A 19876-nucleotide genomic window follows, 5' to 3' on the forward strand; every position below is an offset into this window, starting at 1 on the left:
CTGTGGTGTCATTAACAACCGGCGGTTATCCGCTCTATATTCATGTTGCGGATAACCAGCCGTTTGCATAAGAGTAAGCTATTTCTTCGCCGTTTTGACGTGCGTGTGCGTGAAGACCTTGCCGACTACTTTCTGATTTTTGTCCTGCGCGATGCGCGTCTGCGTCGGGTATTCCAGCTTTTCGAACTCGTTGATCGCATTCTGCATGTCCGTCAGCAGCATATCGGTCATGTCGCGGCTCATACCCTGGCGGAAGACGATGCGCATGACCACGTAATTATCCAGCTTTTCGGGCAGGGTATAGGCCGGAACCATCCAGCCGCTCTGCTGCAGGGCCGCCTGCAGGTCGTAGAGCGTCCATTTGGCCGTTTTCGCATATTCCGGTTTCATGTACCAGATGAACAGCGGGTTCACCACGTCGTTGCTGTAATTGACGAACGGTTTCATCTTGCCGATTTGCTCGTGTGCATAGCGGGCGATCTCCATGCTGTTGGTCTGTACCTCTTTGTAGCCTTCGAAACCCAGACGGATGAACTGATAGTATTGTCCGAGGATCTGTGCCGCCGGGCGCGAGAAGTTCAGGCCGACCTGCGTGATGTTGGCTCCCAGGTAGTTCACGCTGAATGCCATTTCGTCGGGCAGGTATTTTTTGTCTTTCCATACGACCCAGCCCAGGCCCGGATAAACCAGACCGAACTTATGTCCTGAGGTACTGATCGACAGCACCCATTTCAGGCGGAAGTCCCATTTTTTCTCGGGTTCGAGGAACGGTAGGATGTAACCGCCGGTGGCGGCGTCCACGTGGATCGGAATATCGTATCCGGTTTTGGCGTTGTATTCGTCCAGGGCTTTGTCCAGCGCTTCGACGTCGTCGTTCAGGCCGGTCCAAGTCACGCCCTGGATGGGAACTATGCAGATCGTATTTTCATCGCACATGGCCAGCGCGTCTTTCGGATCGAGCGTCGTTTTTTCCAGGCTCAGGGGCACGGTACGCATTTCGATTTGCCACAACTGACCGAATTTTTCCCATACGACCTGGAAACCGGTCGAAATGACGAAGTTCGGTTTGTCGTACGGTTTGCCCTGCGCTTTGCGTTTCGCACGCCAGCGCAGCCATGCGGCTACGCCGCCCAGCATACAGGCTTCGGACGAGCCGATCGCCAGCGCGCCGGCTTTCCACTGCGCCTGTTCGGGCGAATTCCACAGGTTGGCCATGATGTTGACGCAACGGGCGGCCATGACGGCTACGCGCGGATATTCCGTTTCGTCGATGTAGTTCACGTCGATCGATTCGTTCATCAACTTGGTGGCGTAATCGTCCATGTAGGTCGTTACGAATGTGGCGAGGTTCAGTCGCGGCTGCGTCTGCGGGAACGTTTCATCCTTCACCATCTGGTAGGCGATTTCAGGAGCGGTGGGTTGCATCGGAATCTTTTCCGTAGGAGCTGACGTTCTCATTTTCTGGGAGCCGTAGACCGGAGTTTCGATGTCGGCCCGTTGTTTGTTCGAATTGTTCATAACGTTAAAATTTAGTATTTTATAAAATGTTGGAAAGTGAATTTTTAATCGGATTGATAACGTTGTTTTCAGAGAACGTCTCTGCCGTTCCACGGACGAAGTTTCCCCGCGATATCCCCGAATAAGGCAAGAATTATACCAAGCGGGGCCGCCCGTTCGGATTCGGAGCCCTCTGCGCCGCGGGTTTCGGGACGCGTTTTGCGAATTACCCGTTGATTCTTATATTTGTATCGTATGCCTAAAAAATTAACCCGATCATGAGATTATCCGCTTTTTTTATTTTCACGGCGATATTTTTCGCCTCGACCGTCGCGGGCCGGAATGTCCCGTTTTCCACCGAACAAAAGATAACCGGCCTGTATCCGCCCGTGAGCGGCGTTTTGTCCGGGAAACCGGTGCCTGAGTCGCCCGATCCGCTGGTTGCTTACCGCTGGACGAACCCCCGTGCTTCCGACGGTCTCGAATCCTATCTGCTCACTCCCGTTTCGGTCGGGATCGACCGGCCGGAGAACGTGAAACGGATCGGGAAAAAGACGGCGGCGATCCGGGTCGACGGCCCGTGCGACCTGATGTTCGACTTCGGCCGGGTCAGCGCCGGCTGGCTGGAGTTCGATTCGGACGACCTGGACGGGGAGGTCGAAATGAGCATCAGCGAATATACCGAACCGGCCGTATTGAATGCCGGCGCGCAGCATCCGCACAAGACGGCCGTACCGGTGCGTTACGGCAATACTTACCGGCTGGAACTGAATACGGAACTTTACGAAGGGGTGCGCTACGGTTGGATTCACGTCCGGTCGCTCCGCCGCCCGGCCACGATTTCCGCCGTCCGATTGGTTTGCCAGACCAAGCCTGCCAATTACGAAGGCAGTTTCCGTTGTAGCGATCCGACGCTGACCCGGATCTGGTACACGGGCGCCTATACCGTCAAGCTGAACCTGCTGAAAGAGTATTTCGGGGCGATCCTGATGGAGCGCAGCGACCGTCATTCGTGGACCGGCGACGCCCATCCGTCGCAGGCCGCTTCGATGGTGGCGTTCGGCAATTACGACTTCGTGAAACAGAACTTGTATTATACCTCGACGCAGTTCAACGGCATCGCCGGTTATTCGCTTTACTGGGTGTTGAGCCTGATCGATTACTATAATTATACGGGCGACAGGCAGACGCTCGACAGCCTGACCGACAACGCCTGCAAAAAGCTGGATGTCGCTTATGCCCACTACGGGACGAATCCCGACCTGCAGTTTCACGGTTGGGACGAACGGCTCGGCGCCGGGTTCGAGAACCCGAATTGCGACGAATCGCAGAATACTTATAAGATGTTGTCGATCCGGGCATGGAACGAGTTCGCCGCGGCGATGGATGCCTGCGGCCGTTCCGACCTGGCGGCGAAGTACCGCGCTTATGTCGACGAAAAGAGCCGGGAGTTGCGCGATGCGGGCGGTTGGTACGACTCGTTCGGTATTTTTGCGGCTTCGGACGCCGTGAATGCCGGTTTTACGAACTCCGGCGAACGACAGGGATTGTGGCGGACGGCTTTTACGGATCGTCAGCAGCGGTTGTCGTATTCGCCGTTCAATCAGTATTTCGTGATCCAGGCTATGGCGCGGATGGGACGTTATCCCGAAGCGTTGACTACGATCGACGATTGCTGGGGAGGACAGTTGCGTTACGGCGGAACGACTTTTTTCGAGGTTTATCGACCGTCGTGGAACGATGCGCTCGCCCCGAACGGCGCTCCGGTCAATAATCAGTGCGGTTACACGAGTTTCACGCATCCGTGGAGCGCCGGAGTGACCAAGTGGTTGACCGAAGAGATCCTCGGTGTGAAACCGGTTCTGCCGGGATTCGGGCGATTTTTGATCGCCCCGCATTTGTCGGAGCGGGTCGCTTCGGTCGAAGGCTGCGTCCCGACGCTGCACGGAACGATCCGAGTGGCTTTCGATATAAAGACCGGTAAGGGGCGTATTACGGTTCCCGACGGGACGGTCGCAGCCGTCGGTATTCCGAAAACGGGCCGCGTCGTCCGGCGGGTCTCGTTCGATGGGAAAGAGATGCCGCCTGCCGCGCGTCAGGACGATGATTTCGTCTATTACGAAGGGATAGTCGCCGGGGATTACCGGCTGCGGGTCGAATACGACGGCGCGTTGCAGCCTGTTCCGCAGGAAGCGTTTTCGTACGCCTGCTCGCAACCCGTCGTACAAGATTCGCTGACGCGCGGCGACTGGAAGGGAAAGTACGGTAGCCGGGGGTATATCCTGTGCAGTTACGACGGGGCGGGGAACGATCGCGTCAACCTGCCCGATTTTACCGATTCGGTCGTATCCGCCAAGATCGGCGCCCGCCTGATCGCGTCGGAGACCGACGATCCGCGGGCGCTGGCGTCCGACCGCAGCGGCGATCCGTTCCGCCGGCTCGGGGCCGCCGTGACGCTCGATCCGCTTCCGTGCAATCAGACGATGACGTTCGACTTATATAACAACCGGAATTGTCCTTACCGCGTGGCGCTCTATTTCGTCGATTGGGAACGAGAAGGGAGGCGCTCGGCTATCGAGGTTTTCGATTTGAAAGACAAGCGGTTGCTGATGCCCGTTCGGTTCGTGGAAAATTACGGCGAGGGGCGTTACGTGATCCTGCAACTCGACCGTCCGGTGCGGTTGCGGGTCGATCAGGTGCGCGGGACGAACGCTTCGCTCAGCGGGATTTTCTTCGACTGACGCCGGCGGTCGCCGCCGAACGATCGGCGGGAGCGGTTGCGGAACGGTGAAATTTAATCCGATTCTAAAAACGCATCGGATTTTTTTGGTACTTTTGTCCCGCAAAATCAATCCGGAAGGAGTATGCGGGAACGCGGCGCGGGATTTTATCATGGGCTGGCCATCGCGGCGGTCGTGATCTGGGGTACGACATTCGTTTCGACGAAGGTGTTGTTGACTGAAGGATTGTCTCCCGCTGCGATCATGTTCCTGCGCTTTCTGATCGCTTACGCGGTTTTGAGGACGGTCTGTCCGCGAAACGAACGCCCGGTGCGGTTCAAAGACGAACTGATGTTCGCCGCGGCGGGGATTACCGGCGGATCGATGTATTTTCTGACCGAGAACATGGCGCTACAGATCACGCTGGTGTCGAATGTCGCGTTGTTGCTGACGACTTCCCCGATCATGACCGTTCTGTTGTCCCGTCTGTTCTTCCGGCGGACGGAACCGTTCGGCCGGCCGGTCGTGCTGGGGATGTTGGTGGCGTTGGCCGGAGTGGCGCTGGTGGTTTACAATGGCAATTTTATCTTGCAGATTCGCCCGTGGGGCGACCTGCTGACGCTGACGGCCGCGTTGATGTGGGCGTTTTACAACATCGTATTGAAAAAGATAGACCGGCGTTATACGACGTTGGAAATTACCCGCAAAGTGTTTTTTTACGGTCTGGCGACTTTGTTGCCGGTGTTTTTTTTCACGCCGCTGCGACTCGATGCGGAACTGTTGCTGCGACCCGCGGTGTGGGGAAACCTGCTGTTCCTGGGGCTGGTCGCTTCGTTGTTCTGCTTCGTAATCTGGAACATGGCCGTCAAACGTCTCGGTACGGTGCGTACCAATAATTACATTTATTTCGTACCTTTGGTCGCGCTTGCCAGTTCGGCGCTCGTTCTGCACGAAACAGTGACGGTCGTGGCGCTGGCAGGAGCGGTATTGATCCTGGGAGGGGTTTATGCCGCGGAAAAGGGAGGAGGAACGAAACCAAAAAACGATGCATACGATGAATGAACCGATGACCGTTCGTTTCGCCACGGAAGAGGATGCTCCGGTCGTCTACCGGTTTATCCGTAAGATGGCGGAGTACGAGAAGCTCGAACACGAAGTCGATACGTCCGAAGAGGCGTTGCGCCGTTCGGTGTTCCGGGAACGGCAGGCCGAGGTGATTCTGGGCGAGGTGGCCGGCCGGCCGGTCGGGTTCGCTCTCTTTTTTCACAATTTTTCCACGTTTCGCGGTCAGAGGGGACTTTACCTGGAGGATATTTTCGTAGACAGGGAGTTCCGGGGAAAGGGGTACGGCAAAACGTTGTTCCTGCACCTGGTCGGATTGGCCGCCCGGAGGAAGTGTCGCCGGATGGAGTGGGTGGCGTTGAACTGGAACGCTCCTGCGATTGCGTTTTACGAGTCGCTCGGAGCGGTTCGGATGGAACAATGGAGTATTTTCCGGCTGACCGAGGAGCGTATACGGGAATTATCCGGTAAGCAATGACATAAAACAATAAAAGTATGGTTATCGACGAAAGGGAGTGCCGCCGCGAAGAGATGGCGGCGATCGCCAGGCAGATCATGATCGCCGGGCGGACGGCCCCTAAAGGCAAGGGGATCGATATTATCGAGATCGTAACGGTTACCGGGGAAACGATCGCCGAACTGGCCGGGGCCGTTCGCGACGCATCGGCCGCGACCGGGATGAAATTTTTTCTGCGCGATGCGGAGAACATCCGACAGGCCGACGCCGTGATTCTGGTCGGCTCCCGCAGTTCGGTGATGTCGCTGAACTGCGGCTATTGCGGTTACCCGACTTGCGTTGCGAAAAACGAGCATCCGGACGTCCCTTGTGCGATCAATATGACCGACCTGGGGATCGCGATCGGTTCGATGACGGCCAAGGCCGCCGATCTGCGGGTCGACAGCCGGGTGATGTTCTCGGTAGGATTCGCCGCACGGCGGATCGGCCTGCTGACCGACTGCCACGCAGTCTACGCCATTCCGCTCAGCGCATCTTCCAAAAATCCGTTTTTCGACAGACCATCGACACGCTAATAATCGCTTTATATGTATAACGAACAGATGATTCAGGAACTGCGCAAGCGTTGGAACGCTTTGCAGCAGGCGTTGGCACGGGAAGGGGGCGACGCGATCCTGATAACGACCAATGTGAACCTGTTTTACGTATCGGGAAGAATTTTCAGCGGGGCGGCCTATGTGCGTCCCGAGGGCGATCCGCTTTTTTTCGTCCGCCGCCCGGTCGGGCTGAAAGGCGGTAACGTGATCTATATCCGCAAACCGGAGGAGATCGCCGGCCATTTGCAGCAGAGGGGAATCCCGATGCCCGCGAAGCTGTTCCTCGAAACCGATTCCATTTCCTACAACGAGTATCGGCGCTACGAAAAGATCTTCGATCCTCGCGTCGTTTGCAACGGAACGCAGTTGCTGCGCGGGGTGCGGAGCATCAAGACCATTTACGAGATCGGCCGGATCATGCGTTCGGGCGTGCTACATGCCCGGCTTTACGAGCGGATTCCGTCGCTTTACCGTCCCGGTATGACCGACACCGAACTGTCGATCGAGATCGAGCGCGAAAGCCGCCGGCTCGGGTCGCTCGGTATTTTCCGGATTTTCGGGCAGAGCATGGAGATCTTCATGGGGAGTCTGCTGGCCGGGGACAATGCCGATGCGCCGTCGCCGTACGATTTCGCGCTCGGCGGGGCCGGTCTGGACGCCTCGCTTCCGGTCGGCGGAAACGGTACTCCGTTGACCGACGGAACCAGCGTGATGGTCGACATGGGCGGGAATTTCACCGGTTATATGACCGACATGACCCGTGTTTTTTCGGTCGGAAAGCTGACCGATCGGGCTTATAGAGCGCATGACACTGCGTTGGAGATTCAACGGCGGATCGAGCAGACGGCGGCGCCGGGAGTTCCGGCGGCCGATCTTTACAACCTGGCCGTGCGGATCGCCGCCGACGCAGGGCTGTCCGATTATTTTATGGGACACCGCCAGCAGGCCGGATTTATCGGCCATGGGATCGGAATCGAGATCAACGAAGCGCCCGTACTCGCGCCGCGGTCGAAGGAAGCGCTGGTTCCGGGTATGGTTTTCGCGCTCGAACCGAAGTTCGTCATTCCGTCGGTCGGAGCCGTCGGCATCGAAAACAGTTTTCTGGTAACCGATAACGGCGTCGAGAAACTGACCCATTGCGAAGAGGCGATCGTGCCGCTGCAATAGCCGGAGAAGACCGATAAAAAAAGGGGTGTCGGAGAAGACATCCCTTTTTTATCGGTAACAAAAACTCGTTATTTTCTGGCCGGACAAGCTTTTTTACTGTGGCAGCAAGCTTTGTTTCCTTCTTTGCAGGCTTCCTTCTTGCAGCACTCTTTTTTGCAATTTTCCTGACATCCTTCTTTGCAGACGCCTTCTGCACATCCGCAGGCTTTCTCACAATTTTCACCGCAAGCGTTCTCGCATTTTACATCGCAGGTCTTTGCGCATTTGGCTTTCTGGCAGCATTCGGTTTTCGCTTTGGTCGCTTTTTCGCTCTGCGGGGCCTGCGCCAACGCTACCGTGAACAGGGCTACGGCAAACAGCGAAACCATGAATAACACTTTTTTCTTCATCTTTCTTCGGTTTTAAAAAATTAAAATCAATCGTCCTTATTCAGCAGGACAGCCCTATTCGGGATATCCAACAAAACAAACGGGCTTTTATCCGGCGGTAGTATCCGTCTCCACAAAAATACGTAAAAATTTTTGGAAACGCCTTCAAATTCGTATCTTCGTCGGGAAAAATCCATGAATCCGATAAACGATCCGATGTGCGATGAATGAATTCCCGTATCCGCGATATTCCTATCAGGTGCAGCCGCGAGAGGTGGATCTGACCAAAAAAGCCACGATTTTTACGCTGGGCGATTGTATTCTGCACGCCGCCGGTGAAGACGCCGATCAGATCGGGTTCGGGGTCAGGGAACTGCAGCGGAAGAATATGACCTGGGTGCTTTCGCGCATGGCGGTCGAAGTGTACCGCTTTCCGGAAGAGTACGAGCGCTATACGATCGGGACGTGGGTAGGCGAGATCAGCCGGCTGATGACTACGCGTAATTTTGTGGTGCACGATGCCGACGATCGCCGGATCGCCGCGGCGTCGACCTGTTGGGCGATGATCGACATGCAGAGCCGTCTGCCGCTCGATCTGCGCGAAAACGTGGATTACAACCGGGCGCTGATTTCCGAACCGTGTCCCGTCGGCAAACCGCTGAAAATCGCGCGGGTGGATGGACAATTGGCCGACGACCGCCGGGTGCGGTACAGCGACGTCGACTTCAATCAGCATACCAATACGATGAAGTATATCCAGTGGATGATCGATACGTTGCCGCTGGAGCGTTTGACCGAAGGACAGATGAAGCGACTGGACATCAATTTTATACATGAGACGCGTTACGGTCAGCAAGTGCAGGTTTATTACGAAGAGGGCGAGTGCGGCGACCGTTTCGAAGTGCGTTTGATGCCGGAGGGCACGACGGCCTGCAAGGCAGTTTTTCAGTGGAATAAAAATCGATAACCCCGGCTTTGCGTGCAAAGCTGAAATATGAATGAAAATGAAAAAAACAGGCTCGTTTGTCGCAGTCGCCGCTGCGCTTGCATTGTTCTCCTGCACGGAGAAAAAGGCGGATTCCGTCCGGCTCTTCAACGGAACGGATCTGACCGGATGGGTACTTTACATGCAGGATTCGACGTTGAATCCGCAGCAGGAATTCGTCGTTCGCGACAGCGTGATCGCCCTGTCCGGACCGTTCGGATACGTACGTACCGACAAGGCTTATTCGAATTATAAGCTGAACGCCCAGTGGCGCTGGCCCGACAGCGCGACCAACAGCGGGATTTTCGTCAACATCCAGCAGGACGGTATCTGGCCCGATTGCTACGAGTGCCAGTTGTGGAACGGCCGCGCCGGCGACCTGATCAATTCGGGCGGAGCCGATTGCGCCGAATACCGGGCCGATTCGACGCTGATGATCGTGACCAAAATGAACGCATCGAACGAAAAGCCGGTCGGGGAGTGGAACAGCGCCGAGGTGATCTGCGACGATAGTACGGTGACGGTTTATATCAACGGCGAGTTGCAGAACCGGATTACCGGCGTGTCGAATAACAAGGGCTATATCGGCTTGCAGAGCGAAGGCGGCCCCATCGAATTCCGCCGTGTGGAACTTACGCCGCTCGAATAGGCGGAAAACCGCTGCCGGATTGTAAAAATTGCCGGGACGAAAAGTTCCCCGGGTCGTACGACCCGGGGAACTTTTCGTTTATCCGGTAGGGGAATCGGGAGTTAAATTCTCGCTTCATTTTACGGATTAGAATTGTTTCGGATAAAAGAATGTAATAATCGGATTGTCTTCTTTCTGCATGGATAAGCCCAAATCCGTTCTTGCTCGGCCGAATTGTTTTACGAGTGAATCGTAAGGAAGATTTTTCCAGCCCGCCACGTCATTGGTAACCATGATCGGAAACATATACCCGATAAATGCGTCTTCGGTCGACCCGATTATATTGGCAAAAAACAGCGGAAAAAAACCGTATCTTTTACCGAAGGATATCAATTTTCCCGTCGAAAGGGAATAAATACAATCGAATTTACGATGCGCTCTGGAATAACTGAAGTGAAGATAATCTTTTGTCAGGTAAAAATCGCCGTTCATGAATAGAAATTTGGTACCGTCCTGCGCTTTTCTCAAATCTCTTTTCCGTTCCGGTATTTTTCCGGTACGGTACGATCTCCGAAATTCACGGTGAACTCGACCCGGATACTTCCGTTCTCGTGAATCGAATAAATCGTATCGTTGTAGACCGGGCGGTAATAAACGATATTGTTTTTCGGGAAAAAATGGTGTCTGTTCACCAGGCTTTGATAGGTATTCTTTTTTCTGTAAAATCCGTGGGAAGTAAATGTTCCGGTAGAATCGGTCTCGAAAACAGAATAGTTGAAGATCGATCTAAATTCGTCGTTATCGCAGCTTATCGAGTTGAAAAGATATTGATTGTCGTTGAAAATATGGAACTTCATGCTATAAAAAGGAAATTTGACCGATTTGAGAAACTTTCCCTCGAGATTATAAAACTGTATGCGACGCATAAATTGATCGTATATGGCTATCTTATTACCGTAAAGTTCCATAAACGTCGGTTCTATGTATTCGCCCGGCCCTCTTCCGTGACTCCCGATAGAGCGTACGAACTGTCCCGATTTGGAGAACATCTTTACCGATTTGGAGGTGTATCCGTCCCGTAATATCAATACGCTGTCCAGAAAGATAATCTGATCAATTGCTCCTATCGTCGCTTCTGTATCGCTACTGAGTCTTATAAATGAAACGGAGTCGAAAATTTCTTCTACGTTAAATGCTGAACTCCCGTCAATTTCCTTCACGTCGATAGTTCGAAACGAATCTCGATAGATTTTCATTTCAGAGACGGGGCGGCCATCTTCTTTGATTCCCTCTTTTGAGATATTCGAACAACCCCCAAAAAGGAATATCAGAAATGTAATTCCGAATAATTTTTTTGTCATAAACGATTTTTAATCTAAAAAGATTGTTTTTCGCAAAAGCGTTTGTCCTGTGCTGCGCATAAGTTCTGCTTCTCTTTCGTTTACAATCGTTACCGGATCTTTGCATGTCCGTGTAGGATGATTTTCCCAATTATTATCCGCTGTCCTAATTAATTATAAAGTATTATGTTTATTGCTTATATCAAATGTTTTTTGACGGATAACTGACAGTCCTGCGCGATTATCGTATTGAAAAAATACCGGTGCCCATCATGAGCGCCGGCATTGTAGTGGAAAATCTGAATTACAAACCCGGCGTTTCGACTTCGTAATTTTGTGTTCCGGTTATATTTTCGATCCAGACCCAGTAGGCCGGCTGCCCGTGAAAGCTGCCCGAGCGTTCGACCCGCACGTCGGCCCCGCCTTTTGCGCGTACCGCTTCGGCGATCCGGTCGGCCTCAGCCTGCCCGGTATAGGGGCCGAAGCGGATGTCCAGCGCCGGCACCGGTTTGTCGCACCGCAGCGTGAAACGTTGGCCGCGCCGGTAGGCGTAGTCGATCGTGGCGCTCTCCAGTCGGTCGCCGCTGCGGGTCATCACGCGGGCTCCGGTTACTTCCAGTCCGTTCAGCGGGTCGGGGATACGCGGCAGCAGCCGTACCCGGTCGTCGCGCGAGTCGTCCACGCCGGCACAGATTTCCAGCGCGTTCATGGCCGGTCCCTGATTGGCTCCGTTGCTCAGGTCGCAGATGCGGTACCAACGGCCGTCGGGCATGATGTTCGCCCCTTCGGGGATGATCCACATCCATTTTCGCCAGTCGATCCCGCGCGTGCTGTCTGCGTAATTCATGTTTTTGTCGTACGTGTAGCGGGCGATGCTGACCAGCAGCCGTCCGGCATTGTCCATTTGGTCGAGCACCAGCGCCGAGTGGGTCAACCACCCGATACCGTATCCCATGCCGAGCACCGGGGTATCGCCGTAGCGTTGGTTCAGTTGGCGTCTGAGCGTGTGACGCGTGATCGGCGTTAGGTCTTCGTCCATCCGCTGCGGGTCGAGCCCTTCGCGATAGAGCGAGAACCAGGCCTGTACTAGGCAGTCCTGCAGGCTCGGCAGCACGGAGTTGCGGGCTACGCGCCACATCCGGTCGTGATCCGGCCCGACGGCCAGCATTCGCAGCATTCCGCCGCGGATGCGCTCCGCATAGGCCCTGTATTTTTCTGCCAGCGCCGTGTCGCCCATCGCTTCGGCCATTTCGGCCGAGCACAGCAGCGCCGTCATCGACGTATAGCTGGCGTACACTTCGTACATATCGCAGTTGGCGTAATTATCCCGGATTTTCCGCGGGTCGGTTTCGGTATCCATGTTTTTCGGGATCTGGCTGATCTTGCTGAATTTCGCCGCCCATCCGGTGAATTCGCCCTCGCTGTACACAACGTCGCGGCCGGTATAGTCGAGCAGCCAGCAGATAAAGTCGGTGGCGTCTTTGGTCGATTGCCAACGGCTTTTGCGGTAGACGCTGTCGCGCGTTTCGGTGAGCCACTCTCCGGTCGGCTTACCGAGCTGCTTCCAGGCGAACCAGCGGCTGACGATCGTCGAGGAGTGTCCTTCCATCTCTTCGTCTCCCGGAATTTCGTTGATCTCGTAAGGGATTGCGGCGGGGCCGTTCATCACGAACGCCCAGTGCGGGGGCGCGTCTTTCGGATATTTGGAGACGTCGATCGGCCCGTTGTCCGGTCCGTTCTGCGGATCGCGGTCGGCCCGGTAGAAATAGAGCCATTTGTCGCAGTAGTCCACGTAGCTGGTAAGCCGTTGCGGGTTGTCGATGCAGCGCAGCGCCTGCCGCACGTAGTGATCCGAGGTACGGGAGTAGGGCTCGCGGTAGATGCCGATCGGCTCCCAGGTTCCGATTCCCTGGTAGCCGCCGTAGAACGGCGATCCGACTCCTGTTTCATAAAAGCATCCGGTCGCCGGGTCGAATTTTTCGTCGATGTTGGTCAGGTTAGCCACCCAGATGTTCGACAGCATGTCCCCTTCGACCGAATCGGAAAGGAAGCGGATGCCCGTTCCCTTGAATCCCTGCGGGAAGTCGATTCGTTCGACCTTTTTCGGCAGGTCGTCGAGACTGGTATAAAGGATGTCCGACAGGGCTTCGAGTTTCGGTCCGAAGTCGGGAATGTCGTCGGTCGCGAAAGCGGGTTGCAGGTCGCCTTTCATAACGGTACGTTTACCGAATGCGGTCAGCCGTTCGGTCGGTTTCGCGCCCCGGGGCAGTTGCAGCGTGATTCCCGAAATCAGGATCTCCCCCCGTTTTTCGGTGTTGTTGTGAACGACGATCGATTCGATCGGCAGTTCGCGCGGCGTAACCGGCAGGTAATAGGCGCGGTAACTGTCGCCGGCTTCCATGTATTCGCCGGTTTCGCGCACTTGCAGCGCATCGCGCAGCACCTGCATGTATTCGGGGCGCGAGGCGAACGGTTCGCGGATCACCCGTCCTGCGTTGTGCGACGGATTTTTCCATTGGTTGAAAAACCAGATCGTACTGCCGACGATCATCGGGATACGGTCGGAGGAGCCGTCGGCGTAGCGGATCTCGATTTCGCCGATGGAAGTGCCGATCTGCACCTGGTCTTCGCGGGTTTCTCGCAGTTCGAAATGCTCGCCCCAGTGAGCCAGCCCGCTGTCCCAGCCGTCGTTGATCATGCCGAGCAGATACAACGTGCGAGCCGGCGATCCCACCGGGATGGTTTCGTCGGCGCCGTTGCGGACCCGGACGGTATTTTCCCGTTTGGAAACGGGGGCGGCCAGGAACGGGATCGTCCGGCAGAATACCAGCGAGTCGCCCGATTCGATTTTTAAGCCGTACAGGTCGGAGACCGACGTCCGGGCGTCGGGCCGCTGCGCCGAGACGGTCGTCGAAAGCAGTAGCAGCAGCGCGGCGCTGCAAAAAAGTGAAAATTTTTTCATGGTAGGTAAGTTAGGATTTTAGCCTCGTTAAAATTAATAAAATAAATTTTCTTTTAACGGATTTCCTGCGGAAAGTTTTGAATAAGTGCCTCGGGATCGTTTTCCGGGTTGGAATAACGCCCGGTAAATCGTACCTTTGGGGCGTAAAATAAAACGGAACAGACGCATGATTACGGTTTCAAACTTGGAAGTACAATACGGGAAACGAGTTCTTTTCAAAGATATCAACCTGAAATTCACACCCGGAAACTGCTATGGGGTGATCGGTGCGAACGGCGCCGGCAAATCGACTTTTCTGAAAGTGCTCAGCGGCGATGTGACGCCGACGCGCGGGTCGGTCGCATTCGGGCCGCACGAACGGCTGTCGGTGCTGAAGCAGGATCACTTCGAATTCGACGAGTGTACGGTGCTGGATACCGTGCTGATGGGACACCAGCCGCTGTGGTCGCTGATGCAGGAGAAAAATGCCCTATATGCGAAACCCGATTTCTCGGAAGAGGACGGAATCAAAGTCGGCGAACTGGAGGAGAAATTCGCCGAGATGGACGGCTGGAACGCCGAAAGCGACGCTGCCAACCTGTTGAGCGGGCTGGGGATCAAGGAAAATCTGCATTACGAACTGATGGGACGCTGAACGCCAAAGAGAAGGTGCGCGTGCTGTTGGCGCAGGCCCTGTTCGGCAAGCCGGACAACCTGCTGCTCGACGAGCCGACGAACGACCTGGACGTCAACACGATCATGTGGCTCGAAAACTACTTGGCGAATTATGAGAATACGGTGTTGGTCGTTTCGCACGACCGCCATTTCCTCGATTCGGTCAGTACGCACATCGTCGATATCGATTACAGCGACATCAACCTGTTCTCCGGAAATTACAGTTTCTGGTACGAATCGAGTCAGTTGGCCGCCCGTCAGCAGGCCAACCAGAACAAAAAGGCCGAGGAGAAGAAAAAGGAGTTGCAGGAATTTATCCAGCGGTTCAGCGCCAACGTGGCCAAATCGAAGCAGACGACCAGCCGCAAAAAAATGCTCGAAAAACTCAATATCGAGGAGATCAAGCCTTCGATGCGCAAATATCCGGGGATCATTTTCCAGCCCGAGCGCGAGCCGGGAACCAAAATTCTGGCGGTCGACGGCCTCAGCAAGACGGTCGGCGGCGAGACGTTGTTCCGAAACGTATCGTTCACGATCGAAAAGGGAGACAAGGTGGCGTTCCTGTCGCGCGAGCCGCGCGCGATTACCGCGCTGTTCGAGATCGTCGCCGGCGACGACAAGCCCGACAGCGGTATGGTCGAGTGGGGCGTAACGATCAATCCGGCCTATTTGCCGTTGAACAATGCGCCGTTTTTCGACAATCAGCTGACCATCGTGGACTGGTTGGCCCAGTTTTCGCAGGATACCAGCGAATTGTACCTGCGCGGGTATCTGGGCAAGATGCTGTTCAGCGGCGACGAGATTTACAAGCAGGTCAACGTGCTGTCCGGAGGGGAGAAAATGCGGTGCATGATCGCCCGGATGATGATCCGCCAGGCCAATACGCTGTTGCTCGACTCGCCGACCAACCACCTCGACCTGGAATCGATCCAGGCGTTCAACAATGCGTTGGTCGCCTTCAAGGGCGTCGTGCTGATGACTTCGCACGACCACGAGTTCATCAATACGGTGGCTAACCGGATCATCGAGATCACGCCGAACGGAATGATCGACAAGTACATGGAGTACGACGACTACCTGTTCGACGAGCGGGTGCAGGAAAATCTGAACCGCCTGTATACGAAATAGCGGACTTGCGCCGTTCGAAAATTGTTTATTATGAGATTGAAATCGCTTATACGGATCGTGCTGTTACTGCTCTGCTTTTCGGGCGGCGTTTCCGCGCAGAGTCCGGCCGATTCCGCGGCTTTGGCAAATGCTTCGTGGCGGACGGTTTACGATGCGGACGGGATGACTGTCCGTAAGTTGTCGATCCGCCTTTTCGATTCCGATCAGCAGATTTCGTGCATCGAGATCGCCCCGGAAAAATACCGTTTGGCCGTGATTCAGGATTCGCTTCGTACGAAGACTTCCCGGATCGGGAAGCAGTCCGGCGGGGTAGCGGCGATCAACGGGGGCTTTTTTAAAACCCGTACGAAACAGGCCGTAGCCATGGGTTTCATAAAAACAGGAGGATATCGGCCCGCCCAGATAGGGGCCGAAACCGGCGTCGCCGTGGCGGTCGATACTGCGGGAGTACTGCGGTTGATCGATTGGAGTCTGGCGATGGAGCAGGCGGACGCTCCGCATCGGGATCGGTATCCCGATGTGATGGTAACCGGCCCGATGCTGCTGCGCGGCGGCCGGTCGTTGATTCCGTGGGATTCGACGGCTCCCCGCCATCCGCGATCCTGCGTCGGGACGAAAGCCGACGGAACCGTCCTGCTGATGGTCGTGGACGGACGGCAGAGCCGCGCGGCGGGGATGGCCCTGTGCGAATTGGCTTATGCGGCCCGCCTGATGGGAGCGGCGGATGCGATAAACCTCGACGGGGGAGGATCTTCGACCTTGTGGACGAAGGGGCAGGGGATCGTCAACGCTCCTTCCGACCGGATGCTCTTTTTTCGCTCGGAACGTCCCGTCTGCAATGCGATCGTCGTGAAACGTAAATAAGGAATGATACTGTACTTGATTGTTATACTGTCTGTTGTGTCCGTGACGCTGGATCTGCTGATCCTGCGCCGGATTCGTCGGCGGTTACCGGACAAGCGGTGGCTGCGGAGACTCTATCTGGCGCACTTCCTGTTGCTCGATGCGGGGATCGTCGCCGCGCTGCTTTTTTACCGCTGCTGCTCCGAGGCGGGGGCGGAAAGTTACATGCACGTTATCCTGTGGGTGATCTGCCTGTTCTTTATGAGCGTCGGGCCGAAGTCGGTCTACATGTTGGTTTCGCTGCTGGATTATCCGGCCGGTTGGGTACGAAGAAAAAAGGTGCGGTTGTTTTCGAGGATCGGTCTGGCGGCTGGTGCGCTGACCCTGCTCGTGATGATATGGGGTGCGACAGCCGGCCGGTCGCGGATCGTGGAGGAAGACCTGATCGTCCGTTCGGATAAGATTCCGGCCGCTTTCGACGGTTATAAGATAGTACTGTTTACCGACCTGCACGCCGGCAACGAACCCGGGAATCGCCGCTTTATCCGGCGAATGGTGCGGAAGATCAACGAACAGCATCCCGATCTGGTTGTCAATGCGGGCGACCTGGTCAATATAGATGCCCGCGAGCTGACCGATTCGGTGATGTCCGTATTGTCCGGAATCCGTGCGAAAGACGGGGTCTATTCGGTGTATGGCAATCACGATCTGGGGATCTACCTGAGCCGGGACAGCGACCTGACTCCGCGGCAGAGTTTCGACGAATTGGCCGTCCGGCAGCGGGCGATGGGATGGAATCTGTTGGATAACGAGTCTCGGTACGTCCGGCGCGGCAGCGACAGCATCTCGGTGACGGGGGTGAATTTCCCGATCGGGAAAAAACTGAACGGACGGCAGAACGTCGATTTCGCACGCTGCGATTTCGACGCAGCCTACCGGGGAGTGCCCGACAGCCTGTTCAACCTGTTGATCGCCCATACTCCGGAAGTGTGGGACGAAGCGCTGGCTACCGGACGGGCCGATCTGACCCTGTCGGGGCATGTACATGCGATGCAGCTCAAAATCCGGCTCGGCGGATGGGCGTGGTCGCCTGCCGAATGGATGTACGATCGATGGAGCGGTCTGTACGAAGAGGACGGGAAATACCTTTTCGTCAACGACGGAATGGGATACGTGATGTATCCGATGCGGATAGGCACTTATCCGTCGATTACGGTGATTACGCTGAAATCCGAATAAAAGCAGGAATTAGGAGGATAGTTTCATGCCGATCACCCCGAGGACGATCAGCGCCGCGGAGAACAGCCGCCAGAATCCGGCCGAGTCGCCGAAAAAGAAAATTCCCATCAACAGCGTTCCGACCGCGCCGATACCCGTCCAGACGACGTAGGCGGTGCCGATGGCGATCGTCCGCTGGGCGACGTAAAGCAGGAACATGCTCAGCGCCATTGAAAAAATGGCGATCAGGATACCCCATATCTTGACCGGCATACTCTGCGACAGTTTCAGCCCCACTGCCCATCCCATTTCGAAAAGTCCCCCGAGGATCAAATAAAACCAAGCCATAATTCGTTCGCTTCAATAATTGACGCGCCGAAGGTAGCGAAATTTCCGGCCGTTATGAAATTGTCGAAAAAAAATTGTATTTTTGTCCGTAATCTTTTTAGACGGATCGACGGGATAACCGACCAGAAATGAAAAAACGCATATCCGCCATATTCGTACTGCTCACGGGAACGCTGTTGCTGGCGTTGTCGGCGTTGCCGCATCACCATCACGGCGACCGGATCAGTTTCGTCGCTCCGGAACGGTGCGTCGAATGTTTCGGGCACGTTCCCTGCTGCGGAGGGAACGACGATCACGGCGGATCGGACACGGACTGCGATCTGCGGTATCTGTTCGTGATGTACGGACGGGGCGGCAGCCAGCTCGTACAGGCGGTCGATCAACAGGACGATCCTACGGGCGGTTATCATTTTCCCGTCACGCTTTTCTTCGATTCCGTTTTTACGTTCGACGCCCGCGTTTATGCGATGGCGACGGTCTCTTTCGCACCGTTTGCCGAACCGGCTGCCCGGCCGGATGCGGCGGCATTGCCGCTGCTGCGGGCTCCTCCCGTTTTCATTGCATAGTTTTTGTTTCCGCACGGCGGAAAGACGACTCTTTCGTTTGCAAACGAGGGAGCGTGTTCACATGATTCAAACAAAAAATCCATGCAATGAATAAAATATTGTTAGCAAGCATACTGTCCGTAGCCCTGATGACGGGTTGCGGGAACCGGCCTTCGAGCGCCGGAGCGTCCGGGGACGGACATACGTCCGAAGCGGAACACGGCGATCACGACGGCCATGACCATGAAGCCGAAGGGCACGATCACGAGGCCGAGGAGGCCGGGCGCGCGGGACACGATCACGGAGCCGGAGGGGATACCCATGCCGGTGAAATCGTCTTTACGAAAGCGCAGGCTGCGCAGACCGATTTCGAACTGTTCGAAGTGCAACCCGTTACGTTCAATGAAGTGATTCCTACCAGCGGTCGGATCATGGCAGCGCAAGGCGACGAGGCTTCGGTCGTAGCGCCGGTCGGCGGCGTCGTGTCGTTCACCAATAAGAAGATCGCCGACGGTACGCCGGTCGGCCGCGGGGAAACGCTGTTTACGATTTCGTCCAAAGAGATGGCCGAAGGGGATTACGTGGCCCGCACCCGCTCAACGTACGAGCAGGCCAAAGCGGCTTTCGAACGCGCCGAAAACCTCGTGAAAGACAAGATCATTTCACAGTCGGATTACGAACAGAGCCGGCTCGCTTACGAAAATGCCAAAACCGCCTACGATGCGGTTGCAGGCAAAACTTCCGTCCGGGGAACACGGGTTACGGCCCCGATCGGCGGTTTTATTAAGAATGTCGCCGTGAGCGAAGGGGCCTTCGTCGAAGTGGGACAGACGCTGGCCACCGTTTCGCAGAACAAACGGCTCGTACTGCGCGCCGAAGTGTCGCAACGGTACCTGAACGATCTGCGTTCGGTGTCGGGCGCGAATTTCCGTACGCCGTACGACGACAAAGTCTACTCGCTCTCCGAAATGAACGGGCGGCTATTGTCGGTCGGTAAGAGTTCCGACGGCAGTTCGGTTTTCATTCCGGTTATTTTCGAATTCGATAACGGCGGGGACGTGATCCCGGGATCGTTCGTCGAGATTTATCTGATATCGTCGCCGCAGCGCGACGTGCTGACCGTGCCGCTGAGCGCCGTAACGGAGGATCAGGGTGTTCACTTCGTATTCGTGCAACTCGACGACGAGGGGTATGCCAAACGGGAAGTGAAGCTCGGCGCGGACGACGGCAGGAACGTACGTGTGTTGTCGGGTCTGAAAGCCGGCGAGACGGTCGTCAGCAAAGGCGTCGCGCAGGTAAAAATGGCTTCGTTCTCCGGGGCGATCCCCGAAGGCCATTCGCACTCCCACTAAATCGCC

General features: G+C 55.7%; 17 protein-coding genes and 1 pseudogene. 12 read left to right on the forward strand and 6 right to left on the reverse strand.

The window, feature by feature from the left end; translation table 11 throughout:
* Positions 1–78: 78 nt before the first annotated feature.
* A complete protein-coding gene (locus DW082_RS09170; RefSeq protein WP_101570916.1) occupies positions 79–1518 on the reverse strand; it encodes a glutamate decarboxylase in 1440 nt (479 codons plus the stop codon).
* Between the two features lie 257 nt (positions 1519–1775).
* Between DW082_RS09170 and DW082_RS09175 the strand changes: the two genes are divergently transcribed.
* From DW082_RS09175 to DW082_RS09195, 5 genes are all read left to right on the forward strand, one after another.
* A complete protein-coding gene (locus DW082_RS09175; protein ID WP_118458312.1) occupies positions 1776–4238 on the forward strand; it encodes an alpha-L-rhamnosidase C-terminal domain-containing protein in 2463 nt (820 codons plus the stop codon).
* 123 nt (positions 4239–4361) lie between these two features.
* Positions 4362–5279 (forward strand): DMT family transporter, encoded by a 918-nt coding sequence (locus DW082_RS09180; RefSeq protein WP_118458314.1) that lies wholly within the window; start codon positions 4362–4364, stop codon positions 5277–5279.
* Complete coding sequence (locus tag DW082_RS09185; protein WP_257937028.1) at positions 5263–5757, forward strand: GNAT family N-acetyltransferase; 495 nt, start codon at positions 5263–5265, stop codon at positions 5755–5757. The genes DW082_RS09180 and DW082_RS09185 overlap by 17 nt, the downstream gene beginning before the upstream one ends.
* A 17-nt stretch (positions 5758–5774) precedes the next feature.
* Positions 5775–6311: a ferredoxin domain-containing protein gene (locus tag DW082_RS09190; protein ID WP_055203785.1), complete on the forward strand. Its 537-nt coding sequence runs from the start codon at positions 5775–5777 to the stop codon at positions 6309–6311.
* 12 nt (positions 6312–6323) lie between these two features.
* Positions 6324–7499: a Xaa-Pro peptidase family protein gene (locus DW082_RS09195; RefSeq protein ID WP_118458316.1), complete on the forward strand. Its 1176-nt coding sequence runs from the start codon at positions 6324–6326 to the stop codon at positions 7497–7499.
* Between the two features lie 68 nt (positions 7500–7567).
* On the opposite strand, the gene DW082_RS09200 is transcribed toward DW082_RS09195, so the two are convergent.
* A complete protein-coding gene (locus tag DW082_RS09200) occupies positions 7568–7888 on the reverse strand; it encodes a hypothetical protein (RefSeq protein ID WP_055203789.1) in 321 nt (106 codons plus the stop codon).
* Positions 7889–8090: 202 nt separating this feature from the next.
* Here DW082_RS09200 and DW082_RS09205 point away from each other — a divergent pair, with 202 nt between their 5' ends.
* Positions 8091–8834 (forward strand): acyl-[acyl-carrier-protein] thioesterase, encoded by a 744-nt coding sequence (locus DW082_RS09205; protein ID WP_101570905.1) that lies wholly within the window; start codon positions 8091–8093, stop codon positions 8832–8834.
* Between the two features lie 37 nt (positions 8835–8871).
* Positions 8872–9501: a DUF1080 domain-containing protein gene (locus DW082_RS09210; RefSeq protein ID WP_172970759.1), complete on the forward strand. Its 630-nt coding sequence runs from the start codon at positions 8872–8874 to the stop codon at positions 9499–9501.
* A gap of 126 nt (positions 9502–9627) precedes the next feature.
* Here the strand turns inward: DW082_RS09210 and DW082_RS09215 are convergent, their stop codons facing one another.
* The 3 genes from DW082_RS09215 to DW082_RS09225 form a co-directional block, all read right to left on the reverse strand.
* The gene (locus tag DW082_RS09215; protein WP_147386998.1) at positions 9628–9972 is read right to left on the reverse strand and encodes a hypothetical protein; all 345 of its coding nucleotides are present in this window, start codon (positions 9970–9972) and stop codon (positions 9628–9630) included.
* A 32-nt stretch (positions 9973–10004) separates the two neighbouring features.
* Positions 10005–10841, reverse strand: a complete 837-nt coding sequence (locus DW082_RS09220; RefSeq protein ID WP_118458320.1) for a 6-bladed beta-propeller — start codon at positions 10839–10841, stop codon at positions 10005–10007.
* A gap of 283 nt (positions 10842–11124) precedes the next feature.
* Positions 11125–13782 (reverse strand): hypothetical protein, encoded by a 2658-nt coding sequence (locus tag DW082_RS09225; protein ID WP_118458322.1) that lies wholly within the window; start codon positions 13780–13782, stop codon positions 11125–11127.
* Between the two features lie 166 nt (positions 13783–13948).
* Between DW082_RS09225 and DW082_RS09230 the strand changes: the two are divergent.
* From DW082_RS09230 to DW082_RS09240, 3 genes and pseudogenes are all read left to right on the forward strand, one after another.
* A pseudogene (locus DW082_RS09230) lies at positions 13949–15564 on the forward strand (ABC-F family ATP-binding cassette domain-containing protein).
* Positions 15565–15594: 30 nt separating this feature from the next.
* Entirely contained in the window at positions 15595–16428 is an 834-nt protein-coding gene (locus DW082_RS09235; protein WP_118458324.1) for a phosphodiester glycosidase family protein, read from the forward strand.
* Positions 16429–16464: 36 nt separating this feature from the next.
* Entirely contained in the window at positions 16465–17646 is a 1182-nt protein-coding gene (locus DW082_RS09240) for a metallophosphoesterase (RefSeq protein WP_228385769.1), read from the forward strand.
* 9 nt (positions 17647–17655) lie between these two features.
* Here DW082_RS09240 and DW082_RS09245 read toward each other — a convergent pair whose 3' ends face one another.
* Positions 17656–17973, reverse strand: coding sequence for a multidrug efflux SMR transporter (locus DW082_RS09245; protein ID WP_055203806.1), 318 nt, complete (start codon positions 17971–17973; stop codon positions 17656–17658).
* 128 nt (positions 17974–18101) lie between these two features.
* Between DW082_RS09245 and DW082_RS09250 the strand changes: the two genes are divergently transcribed.
* Together DW082_RS09250 and DW082_RS09255 are read left to right on the forward strand one after the other, a co-directional pair.
* Complete coding sequence (locus tag DW082_RS09250) at positions 18102–18539, forward strand: hypothetical protein (RefSeq protein ID WP_118458327.1); 438 nt, start codon at positions 18102–18104, stop codon at positions 18537–18539.
* An 86-nt stretch (positions 18540–18625) separates the two neighbouring features.
* Positions 18626–19870, forward strand: coding sequence for an efflux RND transporter periplasmic adaptor subunit (locus tag DW082_RS09255; protein ID WP_228385770.1), 1245 nt, complete (start codon positions 18626–18628; stop codon positions 19868–19870).
* Positions 19871–19876 lie beyond the last annotated feature (6 nt).

Source organism: Alistipes sp. AF48-12 (genome assembly GCF_003477565.1).
Classification (GTDB): domain Bacteria; phylum Bacteroidota; class Bacteroidia; order Bacteroidales; family Rikenellaceae; genus Alistipes_A; species Alistipes_A hominis.